The sequence below is a fragment of the Rhabdothermus arcticus genome, assembly GCF_055382915.1.
Genome location: NZ_AP043808.1, coordinates 1,140,626 through 1,166,253 on the forward strand (window position 1 = coordinate 1,140,626; position 25,628 = coordinate 1,166,253).

Here is a 25,628-nt window from a genome sequence, read left to right on the forward strand (position 1 = left end):
CCTATAAGGTCAAATAAAAGACTCTCGATAAACTATAAACTAAGCTTATGGAACGGCCTCGCCTCGCCGAGCTCGAGGCCCTCGCCGCCCTCGCCGCCACCGGCAGCCTGAGCGAAGCCGCCAAGCGGCTGGGGGTCAGCCAGCCCGCCGTCAGCCAGCGGCTCAAGCGCCTGGCCGCACGCGCGGGCGGCCCGCTCTTCGTGCGTCGGGGCCGAACGCTCGCGCTCACCCCACTGGGGCAAGGCCTCCTACCCCTGGCCGAGGAAGCGGCGCGGCTGTTCTCCGCCTTCCCCAACCCCGCGCCACTGGTAATCGCGGCCAGCCAGACCGCTGCCGCCTGCGACCTCCCGCGTCGCCTGGCCCCGGCCCTGGCCAAGGGCCTGGCCCTGGAGCTGAGGGTGAAGAACAGCGAGGCGGTCCTCGAGGACCTCACCGCCGGCCGGGCCGACGCGGCGGTGATCGAGGCGCCCACCCCACCCCCACCGGGCTACGAAAGCCACGTGCTCGCCGAGGATCGCCTGGTGCTGGCGCTGCCCCCCGGCCATCCCCTCGCCGGTCGCGGCACGCTGCCGCCGCAGGCGCTCACCGGTCTGCCGCTGCTCGTTCGCGAGCCGGGCTCCGGCACACGTACTCTGGTCGAGGCGGCACTCCACGCCGCCGGGGTGCGGGTGCAGCCCGCGGCAGTGGTGGAGGGGCTCTTTGCGCTGCGTGCGGCGGTCGCCGCCGGCTGGGGGCCGGCCTTCCTGCCCCGCTGCGCCTGGGACGGGCCCTGGGTCGAGGTCGCCGGGCTCGATCTCAAGCGCCGTTTTCACCTCATCCTGCCGCCCAAGCCCCGGGCCGAGGCCCAACGCCTCCTCAAGCCATGGACCTGATCGCGGCGTGGGCGCGTTTACACCAAAAGGAACTCGTAGAGCGTGAATCACCAGGAGCGGGCCCGTCGGGGCGAACCCCTAAAGCCCATCCCGCCCCTGGAGGAGCATGGAGGCGATGATCCCGGACGTGGTCGAGGTCCGCCCCCTGAAGGGGTGGACCTGGATCCGCTCGTGCGCTACGCCAGCATCACCGGACGCTCGCCGGTGCCTGGCCTCGAAATCGTATCGAGGCCAGTGCATGAAGGTACAGGCCTGCCCGGGGAGATCCGCATAAAACCCGCGCAACCGAGGCGGAAACGCGGGCGCATAAAACCCGCAAAAACCGGCCCGGGCTCAGGGCCCCGCCGGGGCGATGGGCCGCTTCAAACACCACGCACCACACACAACGCACCACGCACCTTTCTCGCTAAGGCAACCGCGCCCGGAGGGCAGCCAGGCGGGAAAGCTCCGCCCGGGCCCAGGCGAGTTCTTTGGCCTGGAGCGCCTTCGCTTCCTTGAGCTCGGCGAGCCGCGCCAGGTTCACCCGGTAGGCCTTCACCGCGTAGCCGCGCCGCTCCAATGCGCGCTTCAACGAAAGGGCGGTGAGGCCCTTCAAAGGATCCTTGCCCGATTTCTTGGTTTCCCTTACCGCGATCTCGAGAATCTCGCCCTCCGTCGCGGGATCGTCGTAGTAGTAGGTCAGCAGCGTCGCCCCGCCGCCCCGCAGGTGTACCAGTCCGTCTGGCCCACCACGTGGGTGTAGCGGAGGAGGTGGTAGGGAGCTCCCTCCGCAAACACACCGAACGCGACCAAGGCTAGCGCGAAAACAACGGTCCGAGAACTCAACGCACCGATCTCCAACTCCTAGTCTTGGGATGTTTCATCCCATAATCCGGCACGCCGCGACCATTCCGTCACCGCCACAACCAAAAAGAACGTGATTAAAACGTCCATGGCCGCATTCGAGAGAGACCTCATTTCTTGTTTAATTCCCTTTTTACATAAATCGAAACAATTATTATCGAGTAAATAGCAAAAGCCACAATCGCTGAAATGGCATAAGCAGCGAAATGATGCCTTACCCCGTCTAGAAAATCTAGAATCACAGAGATGAGCGCATAAACGGCCGTGAAAATCAATGCTTCGAACAGCGGTCTCCTTAATTGAACCATCGACCCTCCCCTCACTCAGATGCAAGTGTGGTGCCATCTATGCAAGACCGAATAAAGACCTAGTAGGCAGTGGGTTTCAGTCTTGCATAGATGACACCGCCGCTTATTACGGTTTCGAAACCAAAGACCCAGCTCCACCCGTGATTCCAGCAATGAAACCTACTCCCGCACCTATTGCCACATCTCTTAAGTTAGCATGCCCCGTTTCAACGGGGCTCTTAACGGCTCCGGCAGCCGCACCTCCTACTGCCCCAATAAGACCACGAACTAAAACGTACCCAACATAAGCCAAGGGGGCCGCTTCTCCTTGCACTTCAGCCAATTCACCCTCTCCCAATCCTTCCCCCTCTGGCATCACTACCTGCCCGACCCCACCCTGCTGCACAGGCGGCGCCGCCTTGACCCGCGCTCCCGCGGCCAGGACGGGGGTCACCCCCATGAGGAGGAGCCCGAAGACCAGGAGAACCGCAAGTCCCTTCTTCATACCCCTCATCTCCTGAAGGCAAGAAGAGAGTGGCTTACATATCAAGTAGGATTGCTTGGGAAGGCACATTAACCAGGCCTATATGAAAAGCCCTGAGGACCGCTCTAAAAAAGCTTTTTAGCCCAAGCCCAAAGCACGTCAATTGCCACAAATGCCAGGAAAGTTACGGCTGCGATCAGGAGAACCTTAGGCAGATCTCCTTTATAAAGCGAGTGAGTCGCCCACAGAACAATGAGTGACAAGAATGCGTCTTTTAAAACCCAGTAGGCTGGCGGCTTCATGAGCTGGTTCAACATAGAAGAGATCCACCTCCCAACTAAGTCCGCTCTCATTGAAAAAAATGGTGGGCACGGAAACTACAACTCACCCGCCTCTAAGCAGGCTACGGTGCGGGAGCTATCAGTCCTTTCACTGCGCTAACGAAAAACCCCACGACAAATGCAGCGACTGCAGCCTTTAGTCCCAATTTCTTATCTCCAGTAACCAAATACGTAGCCCCTCCAGCCTTCACGGCATCTATGAAGCCCTCCCCCAACCCACCGAGGAGAGCCGACCCCAAACCCTGTCCACTCGTTTCATCGAGCGTCGGATCACTGAGTGCCATCCCCTCCGGCACCACCACCTGTACAACCTCATCCTGCTGCGTGCGGGTGGCCGCTTTGACCTGCTTCCCCGCGGCCAGGACGGGGGTCACCCCCATGAGGAGGAGCCCGAAGACCAGGAAAAACCGCAAGGCCCTTGCTTCATACCCATCACCTCCCGAGAGGACCGAAGGCGACGCAAGGCCCTCCAATAAGCACTCTTAAGTCATGGGAGGAGGTAGAAGTCAAGCGAAATTGCACACCCGCCTGGGACTCCCGGGAGACTTTGGGGGGCCTTAGGCCGTAAGGCGATATGCCAGAAGCGCCCCTGGTTTTTCGCCCAGCCCTCCCGCAGGTCGGCCTCCACCCGCTCGATCCGCTCGATTAGGGCTCCGGGCCAATGCCCAACGCCCCCTCGAGGAGTTGCTAGGCTAGGGCACATGAAGCCGGACTGCGTCTTTTGTCAGATCATCGCCGGAAAGCTCCCGGCCAAGAAGGTCTACGAGGACGAGGCCTTCATCGCCTTTCACGACATCCACCCCAAGGCCCCGGTCCACGTCCTGGTGGTCCCCAAGGAGCACGTCGACCGGCTCTCCGACTACCCCGACGACGAACGGGGGGAAAAGGCGCTGGGGGCCCTCTTTCGCACCGTCAACCGGGTCGCCACCCGGGTGCTGGGGCTCGAGGGCTACCGGGTCATCGTCAACGTTGGGGAAAAGGGCGGTCAGGAGATCTTCCACGTGCACGTGCACGTGCTCGGCGGCTGGCGCTAGGTGAGCTTGGAAAAGATCGCCTTGGCCACCTTGGCGTAGGGCATCAACGCAAAGAGGCTGCCCTTTTTCAGCTTGAGCTGGCCGCGGGCGAAGGCCTGCACCGGGTCCAGACCGGCGCTCAAGGCGTCGGGTTCCACGGCGATCACGAAGTCCGCGGGCTCGTCGGCACCCGCGGGCCGGGCCTCGGTGCATCGGCCTCCCTCCAGCGCGAGGAGGTAGCGGGCCTCGCCCACCTCGAAGACGAAGCGCGCCGCCAGGTTTCCAGCGGCCTTGGAAAAGGCCGGGTCCTGGTTGAGCTTGTCGCAGAGCTCGGCCAGGGTCTCCGGAGCGAGCCTCACGCCTCGGCCACCCCTTTTTGGGACTCGATCTGGGCCTCCTCGACGGCGTGCTCCTCCAAGAGCCGCTCGTCGACCAGGATCGGGGCCCCGGCACGCAGCGCCAGCGCGATCGCGTCCGAGGGCCGGGCGTCGATCTCGTACTCCATGCCCCGGGCGTTGATGATCAGCCGGGCGAAGAAGGTGTTGTCCTTGAGCTCGGTGATCTCCACCCGCTCGAGCTTGCCCCCGAGGACCTCGAGGACGCTCAGGAGCAAGTCCGGGGTCAACGGCCGGGGCGGCTTCTCCCCGGAGAGGGCGATGGCGATGTTCTGCCCCTCCAGCGCGCCAATCCAGATCGGCAGCAGCTTGCCGTTCTCGGCGCGGAGCAGCACCACCACGCCCCCGGTGTTAGGGTCGACGCCCAGATTTTCTACGGTCGCCTTGAGCATGTCCCCATTATAGGTTTTCCCCGCGCTATGCTATGGGTCGTGAGGACCTATCCCGTTGAGATCGGCGGCGTTCGGCGCGAGCTCCCCATCGTCAAGGTCGGCGAGGGGGTCGCGGTGGCCCTTTTGAACCTGCTCGGGGACACCGAGCTCACCGAGGCCGCGGCCCGTGAGCTGGCCAAACGCCTTCCCGAAGGCACCGAGGTGCTGGTCACCCCCGAGGTCAAGGCGGTCCCCCTGGCCCACGCGCTCTCAGTCAGGAGCGGCATTCCCTACGTCGTCGCCCGCAAAACCGCCAAGCCCTACATGATCAACCCGGTGGCCCGGGAGGTGGTCTCGATCACCACCGGCAAGCCCCAGCTCCTGGTCCTGGACGGCGCCGACGTGGCCCGCATCCGCGGCAAGAAGGTGGTGATCGTCGACGACGTGGTCTCCACGGGGAGCACCCTGAAGGGCCTCAAGGAGCTCATCGAGAGCGTGGGGGGCGAGGTGGTCGGCGTGCTCGCGGTCTTCACCGAGGGCACCCCGCGCGACGACGTGATCGCGCTGGGGCACCTGCCCCTTTTCAAACCGGAAGAATAGACGAGGAGGTCAGGATGACCACATTGGAGACCTATCCGATCACCGTAGGGCAGATCACCCGCCACGTCCCGCTGGTCGAGACCCTGCCGGGGATGCGTATCCCCCTGATCGAGTTCCTCGGCGACGTGGAGCTCACCCGAGAGGCGGCGAGGCTGCTCAAGCCCAAGCTCCCCGAGGAGACCGAGTACCTGGTGAGCACCGAGTGCTCGCCGGTCCCCCTGGTGCACACCCTGGCCGAGGAGAGCGAGGTCGGCTACGTCGTCGCCCGCAAGCGGCGTCGGGCCTACATGGACGACCCCCTGATCCAGGAGGTGGCCTCGCTCACCCTGGGCTCGAGCGAGACCCTCTGGCTCGACCGGCGCTGGGCGGAGCGGCTTTTGAACAAGAAGGTCGCGCTGGTCAGCGACGTGGTCAGCACCGGGGGCACGATGAAGGCCCTGGAGAAGCTGGTGGTCAAGGCCGGCGGCCTGGTGGTAGCGCGGCTGGCGGTCTTCCAGCAGGGGGAGCCGAAGGAAGACGTGAAGGTCGAGGCCCTCTACCAGCTGCCTATTCTCTGACCTGACCCGAGCCCAGGGCCACCCACTTCTCGGTGGTCAGCTCGCGCACCCCCATCGGGCCGTAGGCGTGGAGCTTGGTGGTGCTGATGCCGATCTCCGCGCCGAGGCCGAGCTGGAACCCGTCGTTGAAGCGGGGACTGGCGTTGACCAGGACCAGGCTCGCGTCCACCTCCCGGAGGAAGCGGCGGGCACGGGCGTAGTCCCGGGTCACGATGACCTCGGTGTGGTGGCTGCCGTAGCGGGCGATGTGGGCCAGGGCGGCGTCCATGTCCGGGACCACCCGCACCGCGAGGATCAGATCCAGGTACTCGGCGGCCCAGTCCTCCTCGGTCGCCGGGCGCATCCCGGGGACGATGGCCCGGGCAGCGTCATCGCCGCGCAGCTCGACCCCGGCGGCGGTGAGGGCCTCGGCCACCCGGGGCAGGAAGCGCTCGGCCTCGTCCGCGTGCACCAGGAGGGTCTCCAACGCGTTGCACACCCCCGGCCGCTGCACCTTGCCGTTGAGCACCAGCCGCACGCCCATCTCGACCTCGGCCCCGGCGTCGAAGTAGAGGTGGTTCACCCCCTTGGCGTGGAAGAGCACCGGCATCCGGGCGTGCTCGGTGACCAGCCGGATCAGCGCGTCCCCGCCGCGGGGAATCATCACGTCGATCACCCCAGCCAGGGAGAGCATCTCGAGCACCGCGGCGCGATCGGTGGTGGGGACCAGGCTCACCGCGTCCTCGGGCAGATCGGCGGCGAGCAGCGCCCGGCGCAGCCGGGCCACCAGGGCCTGGTTGGAGCGCAGCGCCTCCTTGCCTCCGCGCAGCAAGATGGCGTTGCCGGACTTGATGATCAGCCCGCTGGCCTCGACCGTGGCCCCGGGCCGGGACTCGTAGATAAAACCGATGAGCCCCAGGGGCACCCGCATCCGGCCTACCTGCAAGCCGTTTTCCAGGGTGCGCAGCTCGCGCACCTCGCCGACGACCTCGGGTGCCTCGGCGAGCTGGCGCAGGCCCGCGATCAGGGTGTCGATCGTGCGATCGTCGAGCCGCAAGCGGTCAAAGCGGGCCCCGGAAAGACCCATCTCCCGGGCGGCCTCGAGGTCCGCCCGATTGGCCTCGAGCAACTCGGCACGCTCGTTATCCAAAAGCTCCGCGGCCACCAAAAGGGCCTGCTTCTTGGCCCGCGGCTCGGCGTAGGCCATCCGCCGGGCCGCAGCCTTGGCCCGTTCCGCTAAGGGGCGAACGCTCATGCGCCCCAGGCTACCAGACCCACGCTCACTCGGCGGCGAGCGCGAAACGGTCCCGGTGCACCACGACCTCGGGGACGCCCTTCCCCAACAGCCGCTGGATCTCGCCGCTATGCAGCCCGCGCACGCGGGCGATCGTCTCCGAACCCAGCTCGGCCAGCCCGTAGCCCAGAAGCCGGCCGGCCTCGTCGACCACCCGCACCGGCGCCCCGGCGGGGAAGTTGCCCCGAACCTCGCGCACCCCGACCGGCAAGAGGCTTGCCCCCTGCTCGCGAAGGGCCCGGGCCGCCCCCATGTCCACGACCAGCTCCCCCTGAATCAAGGGCAGCTGCGCCAGCCAGCGCTTTTTCCCCGCATAGCGCCGCCCGCTGGGGAGAAACCGGGTCCCGATCGGCGCCCCGGCCAGGGCCTTGGGAATCGCCTCGGGGTCATGTCCGGGCAGCAGCCAAAAGGCGATCCCCGCGTCCAGCGCCCGCTTGGCGGCGAAGAGCTTGGAGCGCATTCCCCCGCGGCCGGCCCGCCCCGGCCGGTCACCGGCCATCGCCAGGACCTCCGGGGTCACCCCCCTTAGCTCGCGCACCGGGGTGGCTGAAGGATCCTCCCGCGGGTCCCGGGTGTAGAGGGCCTCGACGTCGGAAAGCACGAGTACCCAATCGGCCTCGATCACCCCGGCGATCAGCACCGCGAGCTGATCGTTGTCCCCGAACTGAATCTCCTCGGTCATCACCGTGTCGTTTTCGTTCACCACCGGGACCACGCCCCAGGAGAGCAGGGTCTCCAGGGTGTTCTTGGCGTTCAAAACGCGCTTTCGGTCGGCGAGGTCGCCGGCGTCGAGGAGCACCTGGGCCACCGGGTTCGGGGCAAACGCTGCCTTCCAGAGCCGCATCAGCTCCGGCTGGCCCAAGGCAGCGAGCGCCTGCAGCTCGGGAAGGGAACGGGGCCGCTCCCGGGCCAGGAGAGCGCGCCCGGCGGCGATCGCCCCGGAGGAGACCAGCACCACCTGAGCCCCGGCCTCCTGGAGCGCTTGGACCCCGCGGGCGATTGCCTGAAAGCGGTCGCTTGCCAGCACGCCCGCCTCGGCGAGGACCGCCGAGCCAACTTTGATCACCACCCGCGTTGCCTTCGCCAAGGGCGTCACGGGGGAATTCTAAACGTTTTGAGGACGTCGGCCACACGCATCCAAAGGCCCCGATCAGGCGGCCCATCCGGTTCGCCGCCCGGGGTGCCCGCGCCCCACAACGCCCTTCGCCAGCAATCTTCTGGCAGACAACCTTGGAAAGGCTCTGCCCAAGCGCCCGCCTCCGGGTGTTCGATGCGCCACGGCAACAGCATGGGCCCGATCTCCGCGCCCGACGTGGCCCAGATCCCGAACGCAAACGGGCCCACCGGGACGAGGACGGCATCACGCGCCCATGCCCCGGGGCGAGCCGGAGGACGGGGGCCATCCAAACTGGAGGCCTTGATCGCCCTCGTCTACGCGTGCTTTAACGTCAGTCCGCGGCCACCTGGGAGCGGGCGGCGATCTCCGGGATGCGACGCAAGAAGGCCCCGGTGGGGCTATCGGGGTGCATGGCCACCGCCTCCGGGGTGCCCGCGGCGACCACCCGGCCACCGCGGGCACCACCCTCGGGACCGAGGTCGATCACCCAGTCCGCGGTCTTGACCACGTCCAGGTTGTGCTCGATGACCACCACCGTGTTCCCCGACTCGACCAGGCGGTGCAGGACGTCGAGGAGCTTCTTCACGTCGTCGAAGTGCAGCCCGGTGGTGGGCTCGTCGAGGATGTAGAGGGTCTTGCCGGTGGCCTTGCGGCCCAGCTCGGTGGCCAGCTTGATGCGCTGGGCCTCGCCCCCGGAGAGGGTCGGCGAGGGCTGGCCGAGCTTCATGTAGCCGAGGCCGACGTCGACCATCAGCTTGAGCTTGCGGGTGATCGCGGGCACGCTCTTGAAGAACGCGAGCGCTTCCTCCACGGTCATGTCCAGCACGTCGGCGATGTTCTTGCCGCGGAGCTTGACCTCGAGGGTCTCCTTGTTGTAGCGCCGGCCTTTACAGACCTCGCAGGGGACGTAGATGTCGGGCAAAAAGAGCATCTCGATCTTGACCGTCCCGTCCCCCCGGCAGGCCTCGCAACGCCCCCCCTTGACGTTGAAGGAAAAGCGCCCCGGGGTGTAGCCGCGCTTCCTCGCCTCCGGCGTCTTGGCGAAGATCGCGCGGATCTCGTCGAAGACCCCGGTGTAGGTCGCGGGGTTGGAGCGGGGGGTGCGCCCGATCGGGCTCTGGTCGATCTCGATCACCTTGTCCAGGTGGTGGATTCCCTCGATCCCGTCGTGATCGCCGGGAACGGTCTTGGCGCGCATCAGCTCGCGGGCCAGGTGGGCGTAGAGGATGTCGTGGACCAGGGTGCTCTTCCCCGAACCCGAGGGGCCGGTGATGGCCACGAACATCCCCAGCGGGATCTCGACGTCGATGTCCTTCAGGTTGTGCTCGCGCGCCCCGCGCACGATCAGCTTCTTGCCGCTGCCCTTGCGCCGGGTCGGGGGCACCTCGATGCGTTTCTCCCCGCGGAGGTAGGCCCCGGTCAGGCTCTTGGGGTGCGCCGCGACCGCCTCCGGCGTGCCCTCGGCGACGACCTCGCCCCCGTGCACCCCGGCGCCGGGCCCCATGTCCACGACCCAGTCCGCGGAACGGATCGTCTCCTCGTCGTGCTCGACGACGATCAACGTGTTGCCCAGGTCCCTGAGCCGCTTCAAGGTGGCGATCAGCCGCTGGTTGTCCCGGGGGTGCAGGCCGATCGAGGGCTCGTCGAGGACGTAGAGCACCCCGGTCAGCCCCGAGCCCACCTGGGTCGCGAGGCGGATGCGCTGGGCCTCGCCGCCGGAGAGGGTGTTCGCGGCCCGGTCCAGGGAGAGGTAGTCGAGCCCCACGTCGGCCAGAAAGCCCAGGCGGGCGCGGATCTCCCGGACGATCGGCGCCGCCACCTGGCGCGCGAAGCCCTCCAGGCGGGTCTCCAGCCCCTCGAAGAAGGCCAGCGCCTCGCGCACGCTCATGCCGCTGACCTCGGCGATGTTCTTGCCGTCGACGGTGACCGCGAGGACCTCCGGCTTGTAGCGGGTGCCCTGGCAGACCGGACAGGCCTTGAGGCTCATGTAGCCCTCGAGCATCTCGCGGACGCCCTCGGAGTCGGTTTCCTCGTACTTCTTTTGCAGCCAGGGGATCACCCCCTCAAAGCGCACCGTGATCCGCCCGGTCTCCCGCCCCCCGCGGTGAAAGACGACCTCGAAGGGGGCGTCGAGCCCGTAGAGGACCGCCCGCTGCTGGGCGGCGTCGAGCTGCTTGAAGGGAGTGTAGAGGTCGAACCCCAGGTGTTCGGCGAGGGCCCGGAGCTTGTCCCAGTGAAAGCCCCGCCCGGTGTCCCGCCCCCGGGACCAGGGGATGATCGCTCCTTCGGCCAGGGATTTTTCCGGATTCACCACCAGGTTGGGGTCGAACTCCATCTTGTAGCCGAGCCCGGAGCAGGCGCTACAGGCCCCGTAGGGAGAATTGAAGGAAAAGATCCGGGGCTCGAGCTCCTCGAGCACCGCCCCGTGCTCGGGGCAGGCGAACTTTTCGGAAAAGAGCACCTCCTCGCCGCTGTCCGGAAAGAGGACGCGCAAAAGCCCGTCCCCGCGGAGGAGCGCGAGCTCCACCGACTCCGCGATGCGCGGGCGCTCCTCGGGCTTCAGGACCACCCGGTCGATGACCAGGTCGATGTCGTGCTTCTCGTAGCGCTCAAGGCGCAGATCCAAGGCCTCCTCCAGGCGGTGGATCACCCCGTCCACCCGCACCCGGACGTAGCCCTCCTTCATCAGCTGCTTGAAGAGGCCCTGGTACTCCCCCTTGCGCCCCCGCACCAAAGGCGCCATCAAGATCGCCCGGGTGCCCTCGGGATAGGCCATCAGGCGGTCGGTGATCTCGCTCGCCGAGGTGCGCTCGATCTTGCGCCCGCAGACCGGGCAGTGCGCGGTGCCGGCGCGGGCGAAGAGCAGTCGCAGGTAGTCGTGGATCTCGGTGACCGTGCCCACCGTCGAGCGGGGGTTGTGGGAGGTCGTCTTCTGGTCGATGGAGATCGCCGGGGAGAGCCCCTCGATGTGCTCGACGTCGGGCTTGTCCATCACCCCCAGGAACTGGCGGGCGTAGGAGGAGAGGCTCTCGACGTAGCGACGCTGGCCCTCAGCGTAGATGGTGTCGAAGGCCAGCGTGCTCTTGCCCGAGCCGGAAACGCCCGTGATCACCACGAACTTGCCGCGCGGGAGCTCGAGGTCGACGTCCTTGAGGTTGTGCTCCCTCGCGCCCTTGATGACGATTCGGTCCATCCGAGGGATTTTACCACGCGGGCACGAATCGCTCCAGGGTACCTCCGTTAGGCATGCTCTTTTTCCCGCTCAGAAGAACGCGCCTGGTACCCGTAACCGCCGTAACCCCCATAACCGCTTCCCAACCAAACTGACTGGCGCACATGCGTCAGCACCAGGCCCAAAACCTTCGCGCCGACCCGGGTTAGAAGCTCTCTGACGGCCTGCAAATGACGCTTGTGCGTCTTTCCCTCCGCCGCAACCAGGAGCGTCCCCGAAGCGTGGGGCACCAGCACCAGGGTGTCCGAGACCGGAAGAATCGGTGCGCTGTCAATTACCACGACCTGGTAGACGTTCGCGTTGATGAGCCGGGCGAGAACGTCCTTCCAGTGTTCGGCAAAAAGCTCGGAGGCATTGTCGCTGCTCCCGCCGGCGGGGAGAAAATCGAGGAACGGCGAAACAGCTTTCGTCGTAATTTCCTGAACCGGATTCTGCAACACGCTCAAGAGACCGCCTTCCGAGGAGGCCCCAAGCTCCTCGTCAAGCACCGGCTTACGCAGGTCCGCATCGATCAAGAGCGTTCGCCGCTGCAACCGGGCATAGGCGCGGGCCAAAGCCAGGGCGACGCTCGACTTGCCGGCGCCCGCCTCGGCACTGGTCACCACCAAGACCTTAGGGTGGACCCCAATCAATTCCCGATCCACATAGGTGCGGAGGTAGTTGGCCGCCTCCTTGGGGAGATCCCGTCCCGTGCCCGAAAAGACCGCGGGAAACCCTCCCAAGATCGGCCATCCGGTCAAGCGCATGGCCTCCTCAGCGTCCCGCAGCCTGGGATCCAGCGCTTGACGCCCAAGGGCGAGCGTCACCACCAGGAAAAAGGTCAGGGCGCCTGAAAGCGCGGCAGTAAGGGCCGGACGAGGCGCCACCGGATGCTCAGGGGGGACCGCAGCTTCAAGCAGCTGAAGGTTCCCCGGAGTCGCGATCATGAGCGCACGCACCATATCCAAGTCCCGGATCAAGTCCGCCTTTAATCGCTCTAGCGCAGCTTGACGCGCCTGATCCCCACTCTGCTGAGCGCGCATAAGCTCGCGGTCGATCACCTGCATCCGCGCCTCTAGCGCAGCCTCCTCTCGCTCAAAGTCCCCCTTTGCACGCGTCTGCTCCCAGGCGATCACGGCCTTGGCCCAGGCGTTGGCCAGGTCGGCGGCCTGCACGGGGTCCTCTGAGCGCACCGCGAGCTCGAGGACGGAAGAGCGCCGGCCCTTGGTCACCCGCACGCGTGTAGGTTGCTCCCCGACCACCGCCCGTACGATCTGATTTAGGGCCACCATTCGGTAGGCCTCGGGGTCCAAGGGAGGGACCTGGTACCGCGCACTGGACAGCGCTCCCGGCGCGGCACTCTCGAGGACCACGACCCGGGCGCTGGCCTCGTAAACTGGCGGCCTTTGGATATCGAGGAGATACGCAAGCGTCGCCACTACACCGGCAATCAAAAAGGCCCAGGGAAGCACCCCGCGCAGGAGCCGCCAAAGCTCTTCGAGCGTTATCTCTTCCTGAGAGTCCACGCGCCCCCTCCGTTAAAAACGTTCTTCACCGGATGATACGTCGCTGAGTCCGGATACACGGGCGCAAAAAACCCAGGGACCTCAGATCCCCGGGGGCTGGTGCCGGGAGCGGGACTCGAACCCGCACGGGGGCGAACCCCCAACGGATTTTAAGTCCGTTGCGTCTACCGGTTCCGCCATCCCGGCAGGCGAGGCCATTTTAGCGCTGGGAGCGCGTAAAGTGAAGGCATGCTGAGGCTCGATCTCACACCCTTGGACTCAAGCCGCATCGGGCCGGAGAACGGCCTCGAGCTCGAGCGCGAGCTCGGCGCCTGGCAGGGCGTGCTCGACCGCGCCGAGCAAAGCCTCAAGACCCGTGCCCGCAACCCCGAGGCGATGCTCGGCTGGATCACCCTCCCCGAGGACACCGAGACCGCCCGGAACATCCTCCGCTACCGCGAGCGGGTGGCCTGGGCCAGGGACGTCGTGGTGCTGGGCATCGGCGGCTCGGCGCTGGGGGCCAAGGCGCTCTGGCAGGCCCTCGCCCCCGAGGCCCCGCTCCACTTCGTGGACAACGTCGACCCCGCCCCCGTCCGCGCCCTCCTCTCGAGGCTGAACCCCAAGACCACGCTGGTGCTGGCGATCAGCAAGTCCGGGGCCACCGCAGAGACCCTCGCCGCCTACCTGATCTTCCGCCGCTGGCTGACCTCGGCGCTGGGGGAGGATTGGCGCGAGCACGTCGCCGTCGTCACCGATCCCGAGAAGGGGCCGCTGCGGGCCCACGCCCGCGCCGAGGGCCTGGTCGCCTTCGACGTGCCGCCCGCGGTCGGGGGGCGCTTTAGCGTCTTCTCCGCGGTGGGCCTCTTGCCCCTGGCCCTGGCCGGGGTCGACGTGATGCAGCTTTTGATGGGCGCGCGCAACGCCGGGCACCGCCTGGAGAATGCGCGCAAGAGCGCGCTCGTGCTCTACCTCCTGGACCGCTACCGGCAAAAGCCGATCCACGTCTTCATGCCCTACGGCACCCGGCTGGCCCTCGTTGCCGACTGGTTCAGCCAGTTGCACGCCGAGTCCCTGGGCAAGGCCTACGACAAGAAGGGCGCCAGGGTCCACGTCGGCCCCACCCCGCTCAAGGCGGTTGGGGCCACCGACCAGCACAGCCTCTTGCAGCTCTTCCGCGAAGGGCCCAACGACAAGGCCTTCGTCTTCCTCCTGGCCGAGGAGCTGGGGCCGGACCTGACGATGCCCGAGGATCCCGCGCTCGAGGCCGCCGCCTACCTCTTCGGCAAGCCCCTCGGGGGCCTCTTGCAAGCCGAGGCCGAGGGCACCCGGCGGGCGCTCACCGAGGCCCGGCGCCCGCAGTACGCGATGATCCTTCCCGAAATCTCCGAGGCCGCCCTCGGCGAGCTTTTGCAGACCCTGATGTGGCAGACCGCGATCCTCGGCGAGCTCTACGGGGTCAACGCCTTCGACCAGCCCGGGGTGGAGCTGGCCAAGGCCTACACCTACGCCCTGATGGGGCGCGAGGGCTACGCCCATCTGCTGGAGGAGGCATGAAGCTCGTCTTCCGCGCCAACGGACCCCTGATCATCGAGGCCAAAAAGGGCCAGGTGGTCTACCTGAACGGCCACCCGGTGGTCCTGGAGAAGGCCAACCTGGCGCTCTGCCGCTGCGGGGCCTCGAAGCGCAAGCCCTTTTGCGACAAGAGCCACCGCGCGATTGGCTTCGAGGCCCCTCCCGCGGTGCTGACCTGGGAAGGGGAGTAAACTCACCGACATGGAGGAGCTCACCGCGCTCGGCATCCAACCCCAAAAGCGCGTCCTGGTGGACGCGGTGACCCCGGTCCTGATCGAGGAGACCCTGGCCAAGGGCCTCGGCGTGCTCGCCCACAGGGGGCCGCTGGTCGTGGACACCACGCCCTACACCGGCCGCAGCCCCAAGGACAAGTTCATCGTCGAGGAACCCCCCTATTCCGAGGAGATCTGGTGGGGCGAGGTCAACCGCCCCTTCGACCCCCAGACCTACGAAGCCCTCCGCGGCCGGGTGCTCGAGCACCTGGGCCAGGACGACCTCTACGTCCAGCACCTCTACGCCGGACACGACCCCAACCACCACTACGGCATCCGCGTGATCACCGAGAGCCCCTGGCACGCGCTCTTCGCCCGCAACCTCTTCATCCTGCCGCGGATGTTCTACAGCGAGGACGTGATCGAGCCCTTCGTGCCCGGCTTCACCGTCCTCCACGCCCCCAGCTTCAAGGCCGTCCCCGAGCGCGACGGCACCCGCAGCGAGGTCTTCGTCATCCTCAGCTTCAAGCGGCGCGAGGTGCTGATCGGGGGCACCGCCTACGCCGGGGAGATCAAGAAGGCGATCTTCTCCGCCCTCAACTACCTCCTGCCCAAGAAGGGCGTCCTCAGCATGCACTGCTCGGCGAACGTCGGCGAGGCCGGGGACACCGCGCTCTTTTTTGGCCTCTCCGGCACCGGGAAGACCACCCTCTCCGCCGACCCCAAGCGCCGGCTGATCGGCGACGACGAGCACGGCTGGGGCGACGAAGGGGTCTTCAACTTCGAGGGCGGGAGCTATGCCAAGGTCATCCGCCTCTCGCGGGACAAGGAACCGATCATCTGGGAGGCCACCAACCAGTTCGAGACGATCCTCGAGAACGTCGTCCTCAACCCGGAGACGCGCCGGGTGGAGTGGAACGACGACTCCAAGACCGAGAACACCCGCAGCGCCTACCCCCTGGCCCACGTGCAAAACCGCGAGCCCTCGGGCCGGGGCGGCCATCCCAGGCACATCTTCTTCCTCTCCGCGGACGCGTTCGGGGTGCTGCCGCCCCTGGCCCGGCTGACCCCGGAGGAGGCGATGTTCTACTTCCTCTCCGGCTACACCGCCAAGGTCGCCGGGACCGAGCGCGGCATCACCGAGCCGGTCGCCACCTTCTCGGCCTGCTTTGGCGAGCCCTTCTTGCCGCTTTCCCCCACGGTCTACGCAACGCTCCTGGGGGAGCGGATCCGCCGTCACCGCCCCGCGGTCTGGCTGGTCAACACAGGCTGGACCGGCGGGCCCTACGGGGTCGGGGAGCGCATCCCCCTGCCCTACACCCGGGCGATGATCAACGCCGCGCTCCAGGGCGCGCTGGAGGACGTGCCCTACCGCGAGGACCCGATCTTCGGCTTCAAGGTGCCGACCCGGGTCCCAGGGGTCCCCGAGGCGCTCCTCGACCCCCGCGGCACCTGGCCCGATCCCGCTGGCTACGACGAGGCCGCCCGAAAGCTGGCGCGGATGTTCCTGGAGAACTTCGCCCGCTACCGGGACGCGGTGGACCCCGCGGTGCGGGACGCCGGTCCTAAAGTTTCGTCTTAGGTTTTATACTGATGGGCGGTATGTCCCCCGATCGTATCCCCAACCCGCGCGCGGCGCGGGCGTATGCCCGCATGGCCTGGGGCACGCTCTTTTACACCGTCGCGGTGATTCTCTGGGGCGCCTACGTGCGCGCCACCTTCTCCGGCGACGGCTGCGGCCGCCACTGGCCGACCTGCCAAGGGGCGCTGATCCCGCCCACCGACAGCCTCAAGACCTGGATCGAGTTCAGCCACCGCCTCACCAGCGGCCTCGACCTGCTCCTGGTGGTGGGGCTCTTCATCTGGGCCTTCCGGCTCTATCCCCCCGGCCACCGGGTGCGCCTGGGCGCGGCGATCGCGCTCGGGGTGATGGGCCTCGAGGTCCTCGCCGGGGCCGGGCTGGTCATCTTCCAGCTCGTCGCCTACAACGCTTCGGTCGCCCGGGCGGTGGTGATGGCGACCCACCTCTTGATCACCTTCCTCCTGCTCGGCGGGCTCACCCTGAACGCCTACTGGGCCTCCGGGGGGCCGCCGATCCGCCTCAGGCACCAGGGGCCGGTGGGCTACGCCCTCTACCTCGGCCTCTTCGCGATGGCCCTGCTCGGCGCGAGCGGAGCGATCACCGCCCTTGGGGACACCCTCTTCAAGGCCTCGAGCCTGGTCGAGGGCATCCAGCAGGACTTCTCCCCCACCGCCCACTTCCTCCTCAAGCTGCGCATCTTCCACCCCCTGATCGCGATCTCCACCGGCATCTACCTGCTCTTGGTGGCGGGGCTGGTCAGTTTCCTGCGGCCCCACCCCCGGGTGCGGCGCTTCGCGACGTTGCTCGTCGCCCTCTTCGCGACGCAGCTCGTCGCGGGCTTCATCAACCTCTTCTTGCTGGCGCCGGTGGGGATGCAGATGGTGCACCTGGCCCTCGCCGACGGGGTCTGGATCGCGCTGGTCCTGCTCACCCTGGCCGCCTTCTCCACCGACGTCCCCCGCGTCGAGGACGCCGCCGAGGGCAGCGAGAGCCCCCACCTGGGCAAGGGCAACGCCACCTTCATGGACTACGTGGCGCTGACCAAGCCCCGGGTGATCAGCCTGCTGCTCTTCACCGCGATCACCGCGCTCTTCGCCGCTGCCCGGGGCTGGCCGGGGTGGGGGCCCTTCCTGGCGGTGCTCCTTGGCGGCTACTTCGCCGCCGGTGCGGCCAACGCCATCAACATGGTCATTGACCGCGACATCGACGCCCAGATGCCGCGCACCGCCAAGCGTCCCACGGTGACCGCGCGCATCTCCTCGCGGCGCGCGCTCGTCTTCGCGATGGCCCTGGCCACCGCCTCCTTCGTCATCCTCACCGCCTGGGCCAACCTCCTCGCCGCGGTGCTGGCCCTGGCGGGGCTGGTCTTCTACGTCTTCGTCTACACGCTCTGGCTCAAGCGCCGCACATGGCACAACATCGTGATCGGCGGCGCGGCCGGCGCCTTCCCCCCGCTGGTCGGCTGGGCGGCGGCCACCGGCGAGCTCTCCCCGCTGGCCTGGACGCTGTTCTTGATCATCTTCTTCTGGACCCCGGTGCACTTTTGGGCGCTGGCCCTGATGATCAAGGACGAGTACGCCAAGGTCGGGGTGCCGATGCTCCCGGTGGTCTACGGGCCGCGAATCACCGCCCTGCAGATCGCGCTCTACGCGATCCTCACCGCGCTCATCACCTTCGTGCCCCTGACCCTGGGCGAGGCCGGGCTGGCCTACGCCCTGGGCACCGCGCTCTTGAACGTCATCCTCCTGGCCCGCGCCTACCGCCTGGCGCTGGCCCCGGAAGCCCGGCCCGTGGCCAAGTCGCTCTACCTCTACTCCCTCACCTACCTGGCCGCGGTCTTCCTGCTGCTCACGCTGGACAAGACCCTCTTCGCATGAAGCGCGCCCTGACGACGCTCGCCCTGGCCTCTTTGGCCCTGGCCCACGAGGCGACGAACTACGGCACCGACGGCGGCTCCGCGAACACGGGCCGCCTTCTGACCTTTACCCTGCTCTTCCTCCTGGGCTTCCTCGCCGCCGGCGTCTGGGGCTGGCGCGAGGGGAAGCGGCGGGGCAGCAAGGAGCTGCTCTGGGTGGTCTTCCCGGTGGCCGTCGCCGGGGTGGTGGCGCTGATGGCGGGGATGGCGCTTTTCAACCTGCGCCCAACCCCCAAGGCGGCGCTCGAGCTCGAGGTCACCGCCCAGCGCTACTGGTGGGGGGTGCGTTACCCCGGAGGGCTGTTGACCGCCGGCGAGGCCTGGGTTCCGGTGGGGGTCCCGGTGGCCCTTCTCGCCACCAGCCGCGACGTCTTCCACACCCTTCGGGTGGATGGCCTCGGCATCAAGATCGACGCGATCCCGGGCCAGACCACGCGCACCACCTTCACCGCCAGGCGCCCTGGGGTCTACGCCGGCGGCGAGGCGGAGTACGTCGGTCCCTCCTGGGACAAGGCCCGCTTTCGCATCCTGGCCCTCGCACAAGAGGACTACGCCGCGCTCATGCGGGCGATCAACGCCTACACGCCCCCCGCGCCCCCGCCGGTCTTCCTCAAGCGCTGCGCGGCCTGCCACCGGGTGGCGGGGACGGCGGCCCGGGGCGAGGTTGGCCCGGACCTCAGCCTCTTCGCCCTGCGCACCACCTTCGGCTCCGGAACCTGGCCCAACGCCCCGGAGTACCTGCGGACCTGGATCCAAAACGCCCCGGCGATGAAGCCCGGCGTCGGGATGCCCGCCTTCCCCGACCTCAGCGAGGCCGAGCTCGACGCCCTGCTCCGCTACCTGGAGCGCCTCAAGCCCGAGGGCGTGGACCTCAGCGACGCCCTCCGCCTTCCCTGACCCAGTGGTCAGGTACACTGGAGGCGGAGGGCTGCAATGGAATACCGCAAACTCGGTCAGTGGGGACCCAAGCTCTCGGTCATCGGGCTCGGCGCCTGGGTGACCTACGGCAACCAGGTCAAGGACGAAGCGACCATTCGCGAGATCGTCAAGCTCGCCTACGACGGCGGGGTCAACTTCTACGACAACGCCGACGTCTACGCCCGGGGGGTCGCCGAGGAAATCATGGGCCGGATCCTCAAGGACTACCCGCGCCACACCCTGGTGATGACCTCCAAGGTCTTCTGGCCCATGAGCGAGGACGTCAACGACCGCGGCCTGTCGCGCAAGCACATCCGCGAGTCCATCGACAAAAGCCTCAAGCGCCTGCAGACCGACTACCTGGACGTCTACTTCGCCCACCGCTACGACCCCGAGGTCCCGATGGAGGAGATCGTCGGGACCTTCAGCCAGCTGGTGGACGAGGGCAAGATCCTCTACTGGGGGACCTCGGAGTGGCCCCCGGCGCGGATCGCGGAGGCGGTGACCTTCGCCCGGGCCAACGGGCTGCACCCGCCCGCGGTCGAGCAACCCCAGTACTCGCTGGTCTACCGCGACCGGGTGGAGAAGGAGATCTTCCTGGAGACCACCCGGTTCGGCATGGGGGTGGTGGTCTGGAGCCCGCTGGGGATGGGCCTGCTCACCGGTAAGTACGACGAGGGCCTGCCCGAGGGCGCCCGGCTCACCGAGTACGAGCCCCTGCGCGAACGGCTTCTGACCGAGGAGAACCGCGAGCGGGTCAAGCGGCTCAAGGCGATCGCCGACCGCCTCGGCGTCACCCGGGCCCAGCTCGCGCTGGCCTGGGTGCTCCGCCGGAACGAGGTGACCTCGGCGATCACCGGCGCCACCCGCCCGGAGCAGATGCGGGAGAACCTCGAAGCGGCCAAGCTAAAGCTCGATCCCGAGACCCTCGAGGCCATCGACGCGATCTTCCCCCCGGGCCCGGACTGCTACGCCTGAGCTTCGAGGTGCTCGAGCAGCACCGCCTTTAAAAAGGCCACCAGGGGCACCACCGCGATCGCCCCCCAGAGGCCGCCGAGCTCCGCCCCCAACATCAAGGCCAGCATCACCGTCACCGGGTGGAGCTCGGTGGCCCGTCCCAGGATCAACGGGGCCAGGACGTGCCCCTCGAACTCCCCGGCGACCACGAAGACCCCGAGGGCCTTGAGGATCCCGACCCAGCCCAGCGGCGCCGCGGCCAGCGCGGTGACCGCCATGCCCAGGGCGATCCCCAAAAAGGGGATGAGCTCGAAGACCATCACCAAGAACCCGGTCGCCAGCGGCATGGGCAGGCCCAGCAGGGTCAGGCCGCCGGCCACGAAGAGCCCCATCGTGCCGGCGACCATCAGCTGACCGCGAAAATAGCCGATCACCGCGCGATCGAGCTTTTCTCCGAGGTCCAAAAGCAAGGGCCGCCAGCCGGAGGGCGCGAGCCGGTAGAGGCTCTTGAGCATGCGGTCGCCATCCCAAAGGAAGTAGAGGGCCAGGAAGATGCCCACGACGAGCTCCAGCACCCCGCCCACCAGCCCGGTGAGCGCGGGCCAGAACCCGTGCGCGACCCAGGCGTTGAGCCGCGCGAGGCCCTCGCCCAGAGCGTTTTGCAGGGCCCTCGCCACCCCCTCCGGGGTGGCCGCGAGGAGCCCCCTGGCCCAGTCCGGGACCCCCTGCAAGAGGCCCGCCCAGAGCCCCTTGAGGCGCGAAAAGAGGCTGGCGAAGAGGTCCGGCAGCGCGGCGACGAACCCCCCGAGCTGGGCCAGGACGCCGATCAGCCCCAGCCAGAAGAGGGCCCCGAGGGCCAGCAGCCCGAGGACGACCAGGCCGAAGGCCAGCGGGCGGGGCAGGCCGCGGCGCTCGAGCCAAGCCCGCACCGGGAAGACCACCGCGGCGAGGACCGCGGCGGCCAGGGCCACGCGCCACACGGCCCAGGTTTCGACGAAGAACCAAAGGCCCCCGGCCAGCACAAGAAGGCCGCTCCCCGCCCGCACGTAGGGGTTTTGCCAGACCTGTGAGAAGGCCTCGCGCACGCCTTACCTTACCCAACCCCGGGTAGGATGGCGGCATGGAACGCCGGGAAATCTGGGAGGTGGCGGGCCGTACCGTCGAGGTCAAGCACCTCGACAAACCGTTCTTCCCCGAAGCCGGGCTGACGAAAGGGGATCTGCTCGCCTACTACCGGCGGGTGGCCCCGACGATGCTCAACCACCTCAAAGAACGGCCGCTCACCCTCTACATGTGCCCGGACGGCCTGCTCGGGGCCTGCTACTACCGCAGGAAGCTCCCGGACCACGCCCCGGACTGGTTTCCCCGGGTCTACCACAACCCCAAGACCAAGAGCGGCCGGGTCCCGCTGATCCTCGTCGACCACCCGGCGGAGCTGCTCTGGCTGGCCAACCAGGCGGCGATCGAGTTCCACGTCTGGGCGGCGCGCTGGCCGAACCTGCGCCTTGCGGACCTGCTGATCTTCGACCTGGACCCCGGGGAGGTGGGGTTTACCGCGGTGCTCGAGGCCGCCCTGCTGGTGCGCGACGCCCTCGCCGAACTCGGTTTGAGGGCCTTTCCCAAGACCTCCGGAGGCGCGGGGCTGCACCTCTTCGTGCCCCTCAAGCCCGAGCGCACCCACGACGAGGTGCGCGCCTGGGCCAAGGCCTTCGCCCAGCGCCTGGAGGCCGCCACCACCTTGATCGGCGTTCCCCGGGGCAAGAGCCACGCCGGGGACCGGGTCCAGATCGACTACGCGCAAAACGGCTACGGCCGCAACACCGCCGCCCCCTACACCGTCCGGGCCAAGCCCGGGGCCCCGGTGAGCACGCCGCTTTTCTGGGAGGAGGTCGAGCGCGGCGACGTTGACCCAAAAGCGTTCGACGTCAAACGCGTGCCCCAGCGCCTCGAGGCCCTCGGCGACCCCATGCAGGGGCTGCACGAGGTCGCCTTCTCCCTACCCCCGCTCTAGGTGGCGCCGGGCGTAGGCCAATGCCCCGGCCGCGAGCGCCGCGTAAACGAGCCCCAGGGCCAAAAGCTCGCCCGGGTTCTCCCGGGCCAGGTAGCCGAGCAGGCTCGCCACCACCAGCCCCACCAGGACCAGGATGAGCGCCGCGACGGCGCGTTGGGCCCCGATCTTTTCCTTAAGGCGCCACCCCGCCAGGACCACCGCCAGGACCACCCCAAGGAAGGTCAGGCTGGAGAACTCGGCGATCAGGGCAAGGCGGCTCAGGGTGGCGAAGGCCCCGGCGGCGATCGCCAGCGCCAAGAGCCCCACCCAGGGAATGCCCCTGGCGTCGCGCCGGGCGAAGAGGCGAGGCAGGGAGCCCTCCTCCCCCATCTCGGCCATCATCCGGCTGGCCCCAAAAAGCGTGGAGTTGATCGCCGAGCTCGTGGCAAGGAGCGCGGAGAGGGCGATCAACAGGCGTCCGGCCCGCCCCAGGACGGGCTCGGCGACCGCGGCCAGGGCGTAGTCGCTGGCCTGGCGGATGAGCGCTTCGTCGAGCGCTCCCACCGCGACCACCGCGAGCAGGGTGTAGACGGTTCCGGTCAGGAGGATCGCGCCGTACACCCCGACCGGGAGGTCCCGCTCGGGGTCCCGGGTCTCCTCGACGGCGTTGGTCACCAGCTCGAACCCCTCATAGGCGACGAAGATCACCGCCGCCCCGAGGAAGACCGCGAGCGGGCCGTGGTCGAAGAGCGGCTGAAAGCGCCCGTAGTCGGCGCGAAAGAGGCCGATCCCGCCGAAGAGCCCCAGGATCAAAAGCTTGCTGTAGACGAGGAGATCCTCGGTGGTGCCGCTGGCGCGGACGCCCTCGAGGTTGATCAGCAAGAAGACCCCGAGCACCGAGAGCGCCAGGAAGACGCGCAGGTCGGGGTGCTCGGGCTCCCCCAGGAGGTCGGCGCCGTAGGCGGCGAAGGTGTAGGCGTAGAGCGCGAGCGTCCCCACGTACATCGCGATCATCAGCCAGCCGACCAGTCCCGAGAGCTCGGGGTGCTCCGGCCAGGCCCCGCGCACGAAGGTGAAGACCCCACCGTCGTCGCGGAAGTAGAGCGCCAGCTTGACGAAGAAGTACCCCGCCGCGAGCGCCACCGCCATGCCCACCAAAAAGGAAAGCGGGGCGGCGTGGCCGGCGAGGGTCACGGTGAGCCCCAGGACCGAGAAGATCCCGCCCCCGATCATCCCCCCGACGCCGATCGCGATCAGTTCCTTCTTCCCGAGGGTCTCTCCCGGAGAAAGCCGGCGCGTGAGCTTGCGCATGCCCCTAACCTACCCCTTGGCGCCCCAGCGCGGCCTCGATCGCCTCCGCCACCCCAAAGAGCCGGGCCTCCGAACCCGGAGGCCCGGCCAGGGAGAGCCCGATCCCGGGCGCGAGGGGGCGCTGGAGCACCGGCCCTTGCAGGAAGTTGAAGAGCATCGTGTTCCGCAGCACCCGGGCGTTGGCCGCGAAGAAGGCCGCGTCGTCCGAAAGCACCGCGCGCGGCGGGGGCAGGACGCGGACGGTGGGGAACACCAGGGCATCGTACCCGCCGAGCTCGCGCCAGAACCGCCCGGGCCAGGTGCGGTAGGCGGCGAAGACCGTTGGGTAGTCCGCCTCGCGGTAGCGGCCGGCCTCGAGGATTCGCGTCGCCACCCGGGGATCCATGCGCGCGCCCTCGGCCTCGGCCAGGTCGCGCCAGAGCCGGTAGGCCTCGTGCGCCGCCAGGGGGCCGTGGGCGCGGTAGAGATCAAGAATCTCGGCAAAGATCGTGGGCGCGCCGGCCTCCACCCGGTGGCCGGCAGCTTCGAGGCGATCCACCGCGGCCCGGGCGGCCTCGGCGACCTCGTCCTCGAGCCCTTCCCAGAGCACCCCCAGGGGAAGGAAGAGCCGCAGCGGACGGCGGGGCCGGGGCACGGCAAGCATCCGTCCGGCCATCACACGGTAGAGCGCGAGCAGCCCGGAAAGGCGCGTGGCCATCGGCCCCACGGTGTCCAGCGTGGGCGAGAGGTAGACCAGGCCCTCGGTGGGCAGGCTGCCGTTGGTGGGCTTGAGCGCGTAGAGCCCCTGAAACGCGGCGGGGATGCGTACCGAGCCCCCGGTGTCGGTGCCCACGGCGAGCTCGGCGAGGCCCCCGGCGAGGGCCGCCGCGGAACCCGACGACGACCCCCCGGGCACCCGGTCCGGGAAGGCAGGGTTTTCCGGGGTGCCGTAGTGGGGGTTCTGGCCGATCCCCGAGTAGGCGAGCTCGGTCATGTTGGCCCGGGCCAGGATCCTCGCCCCGGCGGCCAGGAGCCGGCGCACCACCTCGGCGTGCCGCCGGGCCGGGGGGCGCGCGGCGAGCACCCGGGAGCCCGCGGTGGTGGGCCGCCCGGCGATCGCCAGGTTGTCCTTGACCACCACAGTCCGGCCGGAGAGCAGCCCTTTGCCGGTGGGCGAAAGGACCACCGGGGCTTCACAGAAGACCGCGCTAGCCATGGCCGAGCCGCTCCAGCGCGCGCGCCAGGAGGTCGCGGTCGCTCTTATAGGTCAAAAGGCGCATCGCCTCCTCGAAGGGGACCCAGCGGGCCTCGAGCACCTCCCAGTCGGGGGCCTTGACCTTCCTCACCGGCCGCATCAAGAACCAGTCCACGGTCTTTTTGACCCGCTTCCCGTCGCGAACGAACCAGTAGGTGGTCTGCCCCAAGGGCGCGAGCACCTCCGCCTCGTACCCGGTCTCCTCCAGGACCTCGCGCAAGGCCGCCTCCTTGGGGCTTTCCTTCTCCTCGACCAGCCCCTTGGGGAAGGCCCAGACCGGCTCCCCCTTGAGGTTCTCGGTGCGGATCAAGAGCACCTTGCCGTCGTCCACGACGACGCCGCCCGCGGAATGCTCCCTCACCGGCATACCAGCTCCCTAAAGGTCAGCGCGTCGAACGGGGCGTGGCCCTCGTCGGTGTTGTTGAAGTAGGCGTAGCGGGGCAGGTCGCCCCGGACCCGGGCCGCCCAGCCGGCGAGGGCCTCCCTGCCGTAGGCGTCCCGGTACCAGCGGGTCCGGCCGTGAAAGCGCAGGTAGTAGAACGCGGTCACCACCACCGTCTCCGGAAGCCCGGGGGCGCTGACCGAGACGAAGGCCACCCCCTTTTCGCGCAGCGCCTCGTAGACCTCCTCGCGCCACCAGGAGGGGTGGCGGAACTCGATCGCGTTTTGAAAGGCCGGGTCGAGCGCGAAAAGGAGCCGCTCCAGGCGCTCGGGGGAATGGTCGAAGCGCGGGGGCAGCTGGAAGAGGACCGGCCCGAGCTTCTCGCCGAGGGGCGCGATCGCCTCGTAGAACGCGCCCAGCCGCGAGGGGTCGGCGAACGGCCGCCGATGGGTGATCTCCCGATGGGCCTTGACCGCGAAAAGAAAGCCCGCGCGCGCGGCCCTCGCCCAGCGCCGGGCCCGCGCCGGGGTGGGGAAGCGGTAGAAGGTCGCGTTGAGCTCGACGGTGTCGAAGTGCTGCTGGTAGTAATCGAAGAACGCCGAGGGCGCGAGGTCCGCGGGATAGAACCGGCCCCGCCAGCTGCGGTAGAAGTACCCGGAGGTGCCCACCCGGCAATCCACGTCTTC

24 protein-coding genes and 1 tRNA gene are annotated in these 25,628 nt (G+C 68.2%); 11 read left to right on the forward strand and 14 right to left on the reverse strand.

What is annotated here, in order from left to right; translation table 11 throughout:
* Positions 1-47: 47 nt before the first annotated feature.
* A complete protein-coding gene (locus tag ACZ48Y_RS05965) occupies positions 48-872 on the forward strand; it encodes a LysR family transcriptional regulator (protein WP_464739579.1) in 825 nt (274 codons plus the stop codon).
* A gap of 406 nt (positions 873-1,278) precedes the next feature.
* Here ACZ48Y_RS05965 and ACZ48Y_RS05970 read toward each other — a convergent pair whose 3' ends face one another.
* Positions 1,279-1,443: a hypothetical protein gene (locus ACZ48Y_RS05970; protein ID WP_464739580.1), complete on the reverse strand. Its 165-nt coding sequence runs from the start codon at positions 1,441-1,443 to the stop codon at positions 1,279-1,281.
* Between the two features lie 1,446 nt (positions 1,444-2,889).
* Complete coding sequence (locus ACZ48Y_RS05975; RefSeq protein ID WP_464739581.1) at positions 2,890-3,240, reverse strand: hypothetical protein; 351 nt, start codon at positions 3,238-3,240, stop codon at positions 2,890-2,892.
* A gap of 288 nt (positions 3,241-3,528) precedes the next feature.
* Here ACZ48Y_RS05975 and ACZ48Y_RS05980 point away from each other — a divergent pair, with 288 nt between their 5' ends.
* Entirely contained in the window at positions 3,529-3,861 is a 333-nt protein-coding gene (locus ACZ48Y_RS05980) for a histidine triad nucleotide-binding protein (protein ID WP_464739582.1), read from the forward strand.
* On the opposite strand, the gene ACZ48Y_RS05985 is transcribed toward ACZ48Y_RS05980, so the two are convergent.
* Positions 3,858-4,199, reverse strand: a complete 342-nt coding sequence (locus ACZ48Y_RS05985) for an SCP2 sterol-binding domain-containing protein (protein WP_464739583.1) — start codon at positions 4,197-4,199, stop codon at positions 3,858-3,860. The two genes, ACZ48Y_RS05980 and ACZ48Y_RS05985, sit on opposite strands and share 4 nt — an antisense overlap.
* On the reverse strand, positions 4,196-4,627 hold the full coding sequence (locus ACZ48Y_RS05990; protein ID WP_464739584.1) for a bifunctional nuclease family protein: 432 nt from the start codon (positions 4,625-4,627) through the stop codon (positions 4,196-4,198). The genes ACZ48Y_RS05985 and ACZ48Y_RS05990 overlap by 4 nt, the downstream gene beginning before the upstream one ends.
* Positions 4,628-4,654: 27 nt before the next feature.
* Here ACZ48Y_RS05990 and ACZ48Y_RS05995 point away from each other — a divergent pair, with 27 nt between their 5' ends.
* Together ACZ48Y_RS05995 and ACZ48Y_RS06000 are read left to right on the forward strand one after the other, a co-directional pair.
* On the forward strand, positions 4,655-5,206 hold the full coding sequence (locus ACZ48Y_RS05995; RefSeq protein ID WP_464739585.1) for a phosphoribosyltransferase family protein: 552 nt from the start codon (positions 4,655-4,657) through the stop codon (positions 5,204-5,206).
* Between the two features lie 23 nt (positions 5,207-5,229).
* Positions 5,230-5,763 (forward strand): type I phosphoribosyltransferase, encoded by a 534-nt coding sequence (locus ACZ48Y_RS06000; protein ID WP_464742848.1) that lies wholly within the window; start codon positions 5,230-5,232, stop codon positions 5,761-5,763.
* Here the strand turns inward: ACZ48Y_RS06000 and ACZ48Y_RS06005 are convergent.
* From ACZ48Y_RS06005 to ACZ48Y_RS06025, 5 genes are all read right to left on the reverse strand, one after another.
* Entirely contained in the window at positions 5,753-6,997 is a 1,245-nt protein-coding gene (locus ACZ48Y_RS06005; protein WP_464739586.1) for a glutamate-5-semialdehyde dehydrogenase, read from the reverse strand. The genes ACZ48Y_RS06000 and ACZ48Y_RS06005 overlap by 11 nt on opposite strands.
* A 25-nt stretch (positions 6,998-7,022) precedes the next feature.
* The gene (proB, locus tag ACZ48Y_RS06010; protein WP_464739587.1) at positions 7,023-8,132 is read right to left on the reverse strand and encodes a glutamate 5-kinase; all 1,110 of its coding nucleotides are present in this window, start codon (positions 8,130-8,132) and stop codon (positions 7,023-7,025) included.
* Between the two features lie 352 nt (positions 8,133-8,484).
* Positions 8,485-11,346, reverse strand: a complete 2,862-nt coding sequence (gene uvrA, locus ACZ48Y_RS06015) for an excinuclease ABC subunit UvrA (protein ID WP_464739588.1) — start codon at positions 11,344-11,346, stop codon at positions 8,485-8,487.
* 47 nt (positions 11,347-11,393) lie between these two features.
* On the reverse strand, positions 11,394-12,890 hold the full coding sequence (locus tag ACZ48Y_RS06020; RefSeq protein ID WP_464739589.1) for a tyrosine-protein kinase domain-containing protein: 1,497 nt from the start codon (positions 12,888-12,890) through the stop codon (positions 11,394-11,396).
* Positions 12,891-12,987: 97 nt separating this feature from the next.
* Positions 12,988-13,076, reverse strand: a tRNA-Leu gene (locus ACZ48Y_RS06025).
* A gap of 42 nt (positions 13,077-13,118) precedes the next feature.
* On the opposite strand from ACZ48Y_RS06025, the gene ACZ48Y_RS06030 reads away from it, so the two are divergent.
* Genes ACZ48Y_RS06030 through ACZ48Y_RS06055 form a run of 6 tightly spaced genes read left to right on the forward strand, consistent with a single transcriptional unit; the run spans position 13,119 to position 20,046 of the window.
* Complete coding sequence (locus ACZ48Y_RS06030) at positions 13,119-14,423, forward strand: glucose-6-phosphate isomerase (protein WP_464739590.1); 1,305 nt, start codon at positions 13,119-13,121, stop codon at positions 14,421-14,423.
* Complete coding sequence (locus ACZ48Y_RS06035; protein WP_464739591.1) at positions 14,420-14,632, forward strand: CDGSH iron-sulfur domain-containing protein; 213 nt, start codon at positions 14,420-14,422, stop codon at positions 14,630-14,632. Before ACZ48Y_RS06030 ends, ACZ48Y_RS06035 begins: the two co-directional genes overlap by 4 nt.
* 10 nt (positions 14,633-14,642) lie before the next feature.
* Positions 14,643-16,235: a phosphoenolpyruvate carboxykinase (ATP) gene (gene pckA / locus ACZ48Y_RS06040; RefSeq protein ID WP_464739592.1), complete on the forward strand. Its 1,593-nt coding sequence runs from the start codon at positions 14,643-14,645 to the stop codon at positions 16,233-16,235.
* Between the two features lie 20 nt (positions 16,236-16,255).
* A complete protein-coding gene (locus tag ACZ48Y_RS06045) occupies positions 16,256-18,112 on the forward strand; it encodes a heme o synthase (RefSeq protein WP_464739593.1) in 1,857 nt (618 codons plus the stop codon).
* Complete coding sequence (locus tag ACZ48Y_RS06050; RefSeq protein WP_464739594.1) at positions 18,109-19,047, forward strand: c-type cytochrome; 939 nt, start codon at positions 18,109-18,111, stop codon at positions 19,045-19,047. Before ACZ48Y_RS06045 ends, ACZ48Y_RS06050 begins: the two co-directional genes overlap by 4 nt.
* A gap of 36 nt (positions 19,048-19,083) precedes the next feature.
* On the forward strand, positions 19,084-20,046 hold the full coding sequence (locus ACZ48Y_RS06055) for an aldo/keto reductase family protein (protein ID WP_464739595.1): 963 nt from the start codon (positions 19,084-19,086) through the stop codon (positions 20,044-20,046).
* On the opposite strand, the gene ACZ48Y_RS06060 is transcribed toward ACZ48Y_RS06055, so the two are convergent.
* Complete coding sequence (locus tag ACZ48Y_RS06060; protein ID WP_464739596.1) at positions 20,037-21,110, reverse strand: AI-2E family transporter; 1,074 nt, start codon at positions 21,108-21,110, stop codon at positions 20,037-20,039. The two genes, ACZ48Y_RS06055 and ACZ48Y_RS06060, sit on opposite strands and share 10 nt — an antisense overlap.
* 35 nt (positions 21,111-21,145) lie before the next feature.
* Between ACZ48Y_RS06060 and ligD the strand changes: the two genes are divergently transcribed.
* A complete protein-coding gene (ligD, locus tag ACZ48Y_RS06065; RefSeq protein ID WP_464739597.1) occupies positions 21,146-22,036 on the forward strand; it encodes a non-homologous end-joining DNA ligase in 891 nt (296 codons plus the stop codon).
* Here the strand turns inward: ligD and ACZ48Y_RS06070 are convergent.
* From ACZ48Y_RS06070 to ACZ48Y_RS06085, 4 genes are read right to left on the reverse strand one after another with little or no spacing between them, the layout of a single operon-like run.
* Positions 22,022-23,326 carry an APC family permease gene (locus ACZ48Y_RS06070; RefSeq protein WP_464739598.1) on the reverse strand — a complete coding sequence of 435 codons (1,305 nt, stop codon included), beginning with the start codon at positions 23,324-23,326 and terminating at the stop codon, positions 22,022-22,024. The two genes, ligD and ACZ48Y_RS06070, sit on opposite strands and share 15 nt — an antisense overlap.
* A gap of 4 nt (positions 23,327-23,330) precedes the next feature.
* A complete protein-coding gene (locus ACZ48Y_RS06075) occupies positions 23,331-24,521 on the reverse strand; it encodes an amidase family protein (RefSeq protein WP_464739599.1) in 1,191 nt (396 codons plus the stop codon).
* Positions 24,514-24,921 carry an NUDIX hydrolase gene (locus tag ACZ48Y_RS06080; RefSeq protein ID WP_464739600.1) on the reverse strand — a complete coding sequence of 136 codons (408 nt, stop codon included), beginning with the start codon at positions 24,919-24,921 and terminating at the stop codon, positions 24,514-24,516. The genes ACZ48Y_RS06075 and ACZ48Y_RS06080 overlap by 8 nt, the downstream gene beginning before the upstream one ends.
* On the reverse strand, positions 24,918-25,622 hold the full coding sequence (locus ACZ48Y_RS06085; protein ID WP_464739601.1) for a DUF72 domain-containing protein: 705 nt from the start codon (positions 25,620-25,622) through the stop codon (positions 24,918-24,920). Before ACZ48Y_RS06085 ends, ACZ48Y_RS06080 begins: the two co-directional genes overlap by 4 nt.
* Positions 25,623-25,628 lie beyond the last annotated feature (6 nt).